This is a genomic window from Micromonospora yongxingensis, assembly GCF_052601155.1.
Map to the genome: position 1 here is coordinate 58,645 of NZ_JBQXEO010000035.1, position 6,650 is coordinate 65,294.

General features: G+C 71.9%; 9 protein-coding genes. 3 read left to right on the top strand and 6 right to left on the bottom strand.

The window, feature by feature from the left end; genetic code table 11:
* Positions 1-27: 27 nt before the first annotated feature.
* Positions 28-459: a hypothetical protein gene (locus ACTWLT_RS29325; RefSeq protein ID WP_445321163.1), complete on the bottom strand. Its 432-nt coding sequence runs from the start codon at positions 457-459 to the stop codon at positions 28-30.
* Between ACTWLT_RS29325 and ACTWLT_RS29330 the strand changes: the two genes are divergently transcribed.
* The 3 genes from ACTWLT_RS29330 (at position 391) to prcA (ending at position 2,295) form a co-directional block, all read left to right on the top strand.
* Positions 391-654, top strand: a complete 264-nt coding sequence (locus ACTWLT_RS29330; protein WP_445321161.1) for an endonuclease VII domain-containing protein — start codon at positions 391-393, stop codon at positions 652-654. The genes ACTWLT_RS29325 and ACTWLT_RS29330 overlap by 69 nt on opposite strands.
* Entirely contained in the window at positions 573-1,412 is an 840-nt protein-coding gene (gene prcB / locus ACTWLT_RS29335) for a proteasome subunit beta (RefSeq protein WP_252414688.1), read from the top strand. Before ACTWLT_RS29330 ends, prcB begins: the two co-directional genes overlap by 82 nt.
* A gap of 61 nt (positions 1,413-1,473) precedes the next feature.
* A complete protein-coding gene (gene prcA, locus ACTWLT_RS29340; RefSeq protein WP_445321154.1) occupies positions 1,474-2,295 on the top strand; it encodes a proteasome subunit alpha in 822 nt (273 codons plus the stop codon).
* Positions 2,296-2,359: 64 nt separating this feature from the next.
* Here the strand turns inward: prcA and ACTWLT_RS29345 are convergent, their stop codons facing one another.
* From ACTWLT_RS29345 to rfbD, 5 genes are read right to left on the bottom strand one after another with little or no spacing between them, the layout of a single operon-like run.
* Entirely contained in the window at positions 2,360-3,388 is a 1,029-nt protein-coding gene (locus ACTWLT_RS29345; RefSeq protein ID WP_445321155.1) for a glycosyltransferase family 2 protein, read from the bottom strand.
* The gene (locus ACTWLT_RS29350) at positions 3,385-4,695 is read right to left on the bottom strand and encodes a lipopolysaccharide biosynthesis protein (protein WP_445321156.1); all 1,311 of its coding nucleotides are present in this window, start codon (positions 4,693-4,695) and stop codon (positions 3,385-3,387) included. Before ACTWLT_RS29350 ends, ACTWLT_RS29345 begins: the two co-directional genes overlap by 4 nt.
* Positions 4,692-5,393, bottom strand: coding sequence for a glycosyltransferase family 2 protein (locus ACTWLT_RS29355; protein WP_252414682.1), 702 nt, complete (start codon positions 5,391-5,393; stop codon positions 4,692-4,694). The genes ACTWLT_RS29350 and ACTWLT_RS29355 overlap by 4 nt, the downstream gene beginning before the upstream one ends.
* On the bottom strand, positions 5,386-5,757 hold the full coding sequence (locus ACTWLT_RS29360) for a DUF2304 domain-containing protein (protein WP_252414680.1): 372 nt from the start codon (positions 5,755-5,757) through the stop codon (positions 5,386-5,388). The genes ACTWLT_RS29355 and ACTWLT_RS29360 overlap by 8 nt, the downstream gene beginning before the upstream one ends.
* Positions 5,754-6,641, bottom strand: coding sequence for a dTDP-4-dehydrorhamnose reductase (rfbD, locus tag ACTWLT_RS29365; protein ID WP_445321162.1), 888 nt, complete (start codon positions 6,639-6,641; stop codon positions 5,754-5,756). Before rfbD ends, ACTWLT_RS29360 begins: the two co-directional genes overlap by 4 nt.
* Positions 6,642-6,650 lie beyond the last annotated feature (9 nt).

Below are 6,650 nucleotides of genomic sequence, written 5' to 3' on the forward strand. Positions count from 1 at the left end.
CGCCGCTGCCGAGACTGCGGTGAGTGGTTACCGCTCGATCAGTTCTGCACCAGCAGCCGACGGCCGGACGGTCACGGCAGCTACTGCAAGCCCTGCTTCAACGTTCGCTCCAAGGCGAGCTATGCGAAGCGCCTGAAGGAGCGACAGGGCAGGGACGTGCGACAGCTTCCAGTGGTTCCGGAGGGCCATCGGCGATGCCCTGACTGCGGTGCCATCAAGCCTCTCGACGACTTTCCGCGGAACCGCTCCGGGCGTGGTGGTTACGGCCGATACTGCAAGCCTTGCCACAACGAGAAGGGCAAGGAGAGCAGGCTTCGTCTGCATGGTGGGTCCCGCGAGTACCACCTGCGGCGGCGGTACGGCATCGGGGAGAAGGAGTTTCAGGAGCTCCTGGCCGAGCAGGGCGGGGTCTGCGCGATCTGTGGCGGCGCGGACCCGCAACATCTGGACCACGATCATCGCACCGGATGGGTGCGCGGGATACTCTGCTTCAACTGCAACGGTGGTCTTGGCCAGTTCCGTGACAGTCCCATGAGGCTGGCCAGGGCGATCACGTACCTGAGAGGAACCACGTGGCAGCGGGCTTTGATCCATCCGGGCGTCTACCAGATGTGTTCACCAACGCGGGGACGTCCTCCTTCACCACGTTTCTGAGCCGGGTGGCGCCCGAGATGCTGCCCGGTCGACGGCCGCTGCCGCCGGGCATGGCCGCCGACCTGGCGCCGCACGCGACCACCATCGTGGCCATCGCGGCGGCCGACGGTGTGGTGATGGCCGGCGACCGTCGGGCCACCATGGGCAACCTGATCGCCCAGCGCGACATTGAGAAGGTGCACCCGGCCGACGCGTACTCGCTGGTCGGCATCGCGGGCACGGCGGGCATCGGCATCGAGCTGATGCGACTGTTCCAGGTGGAGTTGGAGCACTACGAGAAGATCGAGGGCGCGATGCTCTCGCTGGACGGCAAGGCCAACCGGTTGGCCTCGATGATCCGGGGCAACCTGGGCGCCGCCATGCAGGGGCTGGCCGTGGTGCCGCTCTTCGCCGGCTTCGACCTGGCCGCCGCGGACCCCACGAAGGCCGGCCGGATCTTCAGCTTCGACGTGACCGGCGGCCCGTACGAGGAGACCGGCTACGACGCCATCGGCTCGGGCTCGCTGTTCGCCAAGTCCGCGCTGAAGAAGCGCTTCCGGGCCGGCCTCACCGTTCAGGACGCGACGCGGCTCGCGGTCGAGGCGCTCTACGACGCGGCCGACGACGACACCGCGACCGGCGGGCCGGACCTGACCCGGCGGATCTACCCGGTGGTGATGACCGCGACCGCCGAGGGCACCCACCGGCTCACCGATGCCGAGACGGCGACGATCGCCGAGGGCGTGGTCGCCGGCCGGATGGAGAACCCGGGCGGTTGAGCCCCGTCCACCCCCACCAGTCAGCAGTCGTCAGCACAGCGCCGTAAGGAGAACCGCCGCCGTGGCCATGCAGTTCTACGCCTCGCCCGAACAGATCATGCGCGACCGCTCCGAGCTGGCCCGCAAGGGCATCGCCCGGGGGCGCAGCGCCGTGGTCCTGAGCTACTCCGGTGGGGTGCTCTTCGCCGCGGAGAACCTCTCCAGCGCCCTGCACAAGGTCAGCGAGATCTACGACCGGATCGGCTTCGCCGCGGTGGGCCGGTACAACGAGTTCGAGAACCTGCGGCGGGCCGGTGTGCGGATGGCCGACCTGAACGGGCTCAGCTACGACCGTCGGGACGTCACCGGCCGGGCGCTGGCCAACGCGTTCGCGCAGACCCTGGGCGCGATCTTCACCGAGCAGTCGAAGCCGTTCGAGGTGGAGATCTGCGTGGCGGAGGTCGGGGCCACCGCCGCCGACGACGAGTTGTACCGGCTCACCTACGACGGCTCGGTCAACGATGAGCCGGGGCGGATGGCGATGGGCGGGCAGGCCGAGGCGATCACCGGCGTGCTGAAGGCGAACCACCGGCCGGACATGTCGCTCGGCGAGGCGGTGAAGGTCGCGATGCAGGCGTTGAGCAGCGTCGGCGGCGAGGGCGGTGCCGCCCGGACGATCGCCGCGAACCAGCTCGAGGTGGCGGTGTTGGACCGCCACCGGGTCGGCCGGACGTTCCGGCGGATCACCGGGGCCGCGCTGACCGCGTTGCTGGACGGGGAGGCGGCGCCACCGGCCGGCGACGGGCCGGACACGCCGAGCGTGCCGACCGGGGAGGCCGGTAAGCCGACGAGTTCCGCGGGCTCCGCGGACCTGGAGGATCGGCCGGGTCAGGCCGACCTCTGATCGTGAGACAGAAGCGCCGGGGACCGCGGAAGCGGTCCCCGGCGCTCGTGTCTGCGGGGGTTGGTCAGCGGCGCTGCAGCAGCGGCCGGGCCAGTGCCCAGTAGCCGGCGGCGACCGCGTTGAACACGCCCATCCCGGGAGGCGAGTCGACGTTCGACGGGGCGACCCGGGCGGTCATCAGCTCCGCGATCACGCCGTCGGGCACGGTGCGCTCGCTCTGAAGCTGACGTCGACGGGCGCCGACCCAGGCCCGGTTGCGCCACAGCCAACCCCAGCCGCGGGTCTTCTGCCTGGTCCAGCCGCCCGCGAGTGCGGCGGCGAGCATGGCGGCCTCGGTGAGCAGCAGCATCGGGGCGAGCACCACCAGCGTCCGGGTCTGGTACGCGGTGAGCAGGGTGACGAGGCGGTTGCGTTCCACCAGGTAGAGCTTCAGGTCGTTGCGGGAGAACTCGTAGTGGTGCCGCACGACGGCGTCCGGGACGTACTCCAGGCGCAGGCCGCGCTGCCAGAGCCGCAGGCTGAGCTCGGTGTCCTCGTGGTAGGCGAAGTATTCGGCGGCGAAGCCGTCGAGTTCCTGCCACCGCTGCCGGCTGATCACGAAGCAGCAGCCGCTGAGCGAGGGGACGCTGGTCCGGCGGGCGTGGGCGGTGGCTGGTTCGCCGTTGCCGCCGGCCCAGGACAGCCCGGTGAAGTGCAGCGGGTTGCCGGAGGTGTTGATCAGCTCGGGGGTGTCGGCGAGCCGGATCGAGGCCATGGCGGCGCCGACGCCCGGTTCGGCGGCCACGGCGACGGTCTTGGCGAGGGCGTCCGGGGCGACGACGGCGTCGGAGTTGACGAAGGCGAGCCAGTCGCCGGTGGCCTCGGCGGCGCCGACCCGGCAGCCGCCGGAGTAGCCGGTGTTCTGTTCGGGACGGACGACCCGGACCTGGGGGAAGCCCTTGACGATGTCGATGCCGTCGCCGGTGCAACCGTTGTCGACGACGATCAGCTCGATGTCGACGTCGGTGCTGGCCAGCACGGCCCGGGCGGCGTCGACCAGGTACGGTTCGGCGCCGTAGGCGAGCATCACCGCGGTCACCTGTGGGCGGGTCATCGGATGCCTCCGGATACGGCAGGGGCGACGGCGTCGTCCAGCGGCCGGGTGGGGGTGGGGGCGCGGCGGGTGCTGCCGCGCAGCAGCACCGCCATCGTGGCGGCCACGACGACGGAGCCGATGGTGTAGGCCAGCTCGACCCGGAGGATCACCGGGGCCGGGAGCAACGTCACGACGATCAGGGCGGCGACGCCGGCGACCCAGGCGATTGCCTGGGCACGGTGCCGGTCGAGGGCGAGCAGGGCCTGGCCGAGGACCATCGCCCACAGGTAGGCGAGGGTGGCGACGGCCAGCCAGGCGAAGTCGCTGTGGCCCAGGACGCCGGGGGCGTCGAAGAGGGTGCGGACCAGCCAGGGACCGACCAGCACGGCGCCGAGAGCCCCGGTGAGGCCGAGCGCGGTGACGATGCCGAGCGCGCGGCGCAGCAGGCTGTGGAAGCCGGCCTGGTCGCCGGTGGTGGCGGTGGTGGCCAGGCCGGGCAGCAGCGAGGCCTGCATCGAGCCGAAGACGAACAGCGGGATGCGGACCAGCACGAGGGCGGAGAGCAGCGCGCCGGCGGCGGCGACGTCGTCGGGGGCGAGCAGTTTGACGTTGATGACGCCGACGTTGACCACGACCTGGGAGAGCAGGCTGGACACGATGAGCAGGCCGAGCCCGCGCAGCAGCGTGCCCCAGGCGACCGGCGTGCCGCCGCCGATGGTGCGGAGCACCGGGGGCAGGGTGAGCAGGACGCTGACCAGCGGCGCGGCGACCAGCACCAGCCCGTACCAGACGGGGGAGGTCACCCCGGCGAGCCCGAGCAGGGCGACCAGGATGATGCGCAGCCCGCCGTCGATGCCGAGCTGGGTGCCGTACCAGGGGAAGAGTTGCAGGCCGGAGAGGACGCCGCGGGTGGAGTACGCGACGGCCATCGCGGCGAGCGCGCCGACCAGCACGACGACCATGGTGCCGTCGCCGGCGAAGAGCCGGTCGGCGATCAGCTGACGGCCGGCGGTGACGGCGAGCACCAGTACGGCGAGCAGCGCGGCGGCGATGGCGACGCCGCGGGCCAGGACCGGGCCCGGGGGCAGGCCCTGGCTGTGGCGGGCGGCGACGACCCGGGCGACTTCCTGCTCGACGGGCATGAAGACGCCGATGCCGAGGGTGAAGACGATCGACCAGAGCACCGACAGGGAGTTGTAGTCGGCTTCGGTGAGGCTGTGGCCGGCGACCGCGAGGTGGACGTACGAGGCGAGGCCGAGAAGACCCAGCCCGGCACCAACAGCGATGGTGCCGGGCGGGATCAGGCGCAGCAGGCGACGGATCACCGGCGGATGAGCGCCAGCGTGAGCACGGCGAACGCACGACCGAGGTAGATCATCGCCTTGGCGGGGGAGTGGCTGGGCGTGCCGGCCATCCGCTTGCGCATGGCGACCGGCACCTGGCGGATGCGGAAGCCCCGCCGGGCGGTGTGCACCAGGGTCTCCACCGTGTCGCCGAGGTACTCGGCCGGGTACCAGCCGGCGAACATCTCGATGACCCGCCGGTTGGCGGCCCGGAAGCCCGAGGTGGTGTCGGTGAGCTTGGTGCGGGCCACCCGGGACAGCACGGCGGAGAGCATCACCATCGCCCAGCGGCGGGGGCCGCGGACGTTGTAGTCGCCCTCGCCAGCGAACCGGGCGCCGATGACCAGGTCGCTGTCCTCGAGGAGGTCCACGAGCTTCGGCACGTACCGGGGGTCGTGCTGACCGTCGGCGTCGATCTGGATGGCGACGTCGTAGTCGTGGTCGCGGGCGTAGCGGTAGCCGAGACGCATGGCGCCACCGACGCCGAGGTTGTACGGCAGCTTGGCGACGCGGGCGCCGGCGGCGGCCGCGACGGCCGCGGTGCGGTCGGTGGAGCCGTCATCGACGACGAGCACGTCGACGCCGGGCAGCTCGCCCCGGACCTCGCCGACCACGTCGGCGATGGAGCCCGACTCGTTCAGGGCCGGGATGATGATCAAGGTGCGCTTGCCGTTAACCATCGCTGGACACCAGTTCGTCTCGGGCCGCCCGGTCCGCGTCGATCTGCGCGCGGAGCAGGGCGAAGTCTTCGGCCAGGGTGCGGGTCTCCTCTTCCAGGGCGCTGACCTCCCAGCTCAGGTGCACACACACCAGCAGCAGGAAGACGATGCCGAGGAAGAGCACGAGGCTGACACCGGAGGCGACGCCGAGGAGTTCGGCGACGTTGTCGAGCAGCCGGGGGAACAGGGACAGCGGAATCACGATGATCAGCACGGCGAGCCAGAGCATGCCGTACTTCTCGCGCAGCTGACGACGGCGCAGCAGCTCGACGATGGTGGCGAGCAGCAGCAGGCCGGTCAGGCCGGTGACGAGGGTGAGCTTCATGCGACCTTCCACGGGGCGGGTGGAGCGGGGGAGTCGAACGCGTCAACCAGGCTGGCGTGCCAGTCCGGAAGCGGCGGCAGACCTGCGGCCGCCCAGCGGCTGTGCCCTAGCACACTGTACGCCGGGCGGGCAGCGGGACGGGGATACCGGTCGCTGGTGGTGGGTCGGATCCGGTCCGGGTCGAGCCCGGCCAGCGCGAACGTGGCCCGGGCCAGCCCGTACCAGGTCGTCTGACCGGCGCAGGTGCCGTGGTAGACGCCCGGAGCCGCGCGGCCGGCCACCGCCGCGTCGGCGAGCGCGACCAACCGCTCGGCGAGGGCGTAGGACCAGGTGGGCTGACCGTGCTGGTCGTCGACCACGTCGAGGTGCTCACGCTGCGTGGCGAGCCGGAGCATCGTGGCCACGAAGTTCGGCCCGTGCGCGCCGTACAGCCAGGCGGTGCGGACCACGTACCCGGTGTCGGGCAGCAGCCGGGCGACGGCCTGCTCGCCGACCAGTTTGCCGCGGCCGTAGGCGTTGATCGGCGCGGTGGGCGCGTCCTCCGGGTAGGGGGTGTGCGCGTCGCCGGCGAGGACGTAGTCGGTGGAGACCTGGATCAGCCGCGCTCCGCCGGTCGCGCACGCCGCGGCGAGGTTCGCCGGGCCCGCGCCGTTGACGGCGGTGGCCGCGGCCTCGTCGGTCTCGGCGCCGTCGACGTTGGTCCACGCCGCCGCGTTGATCACGACGTCGTGTCCGGCCACCGCGGTGTCGACCGCGGTGGGGTCGGTGATGTCCAGGTCGGCGCGGGTGGCGGCGGTCACCTTCAGGTCGGGCCGGGCCGCCAGCACGGCGACCAGGTCCCGGCCGAGCATCCCGCCGGCACCGGTGACGAGCAGCCGGGTCATGCGGTCGGC

Coding starts and splice junctions, on each gene's coding strand:
- ACTWLT_RS29325 (WP_445321163.1), bottom strand. CDS start 459: ATGATCGTGGTCCAGATGTTGCGGGTCCGCGCCGCCACAGATCGCGCA.
- ACTWLT_RS29345 (WP_445321155.1), bottom strand. CDS start 3,388: ATGACCCGCCCACAGGTGACCGCGGTGATGCTCGCCTACGGCGCCGAA.
- ACTWLT_RS29355 (WP_252414682.1), bottom strand. CDS start 5,393: ATGGTTAACGGCAAGCGCACCTTGATCATCATCCCGGCCCTGAACGAG.
- ACTWLT_RS29360 (WP_252414680.1), bottom strand. CDS start 5,757: ATGAAGCTCACCCTCGTCACCGGCCTGACCGGCCTGCTGCTGCTCGCC.
- rfbD (WP_445321162.1), bottom strand. CDS start 6,641: ATGACCCGGCTGCTCGTCACCGGTGCCGGCGGGATGCTCGGCCGGGAC.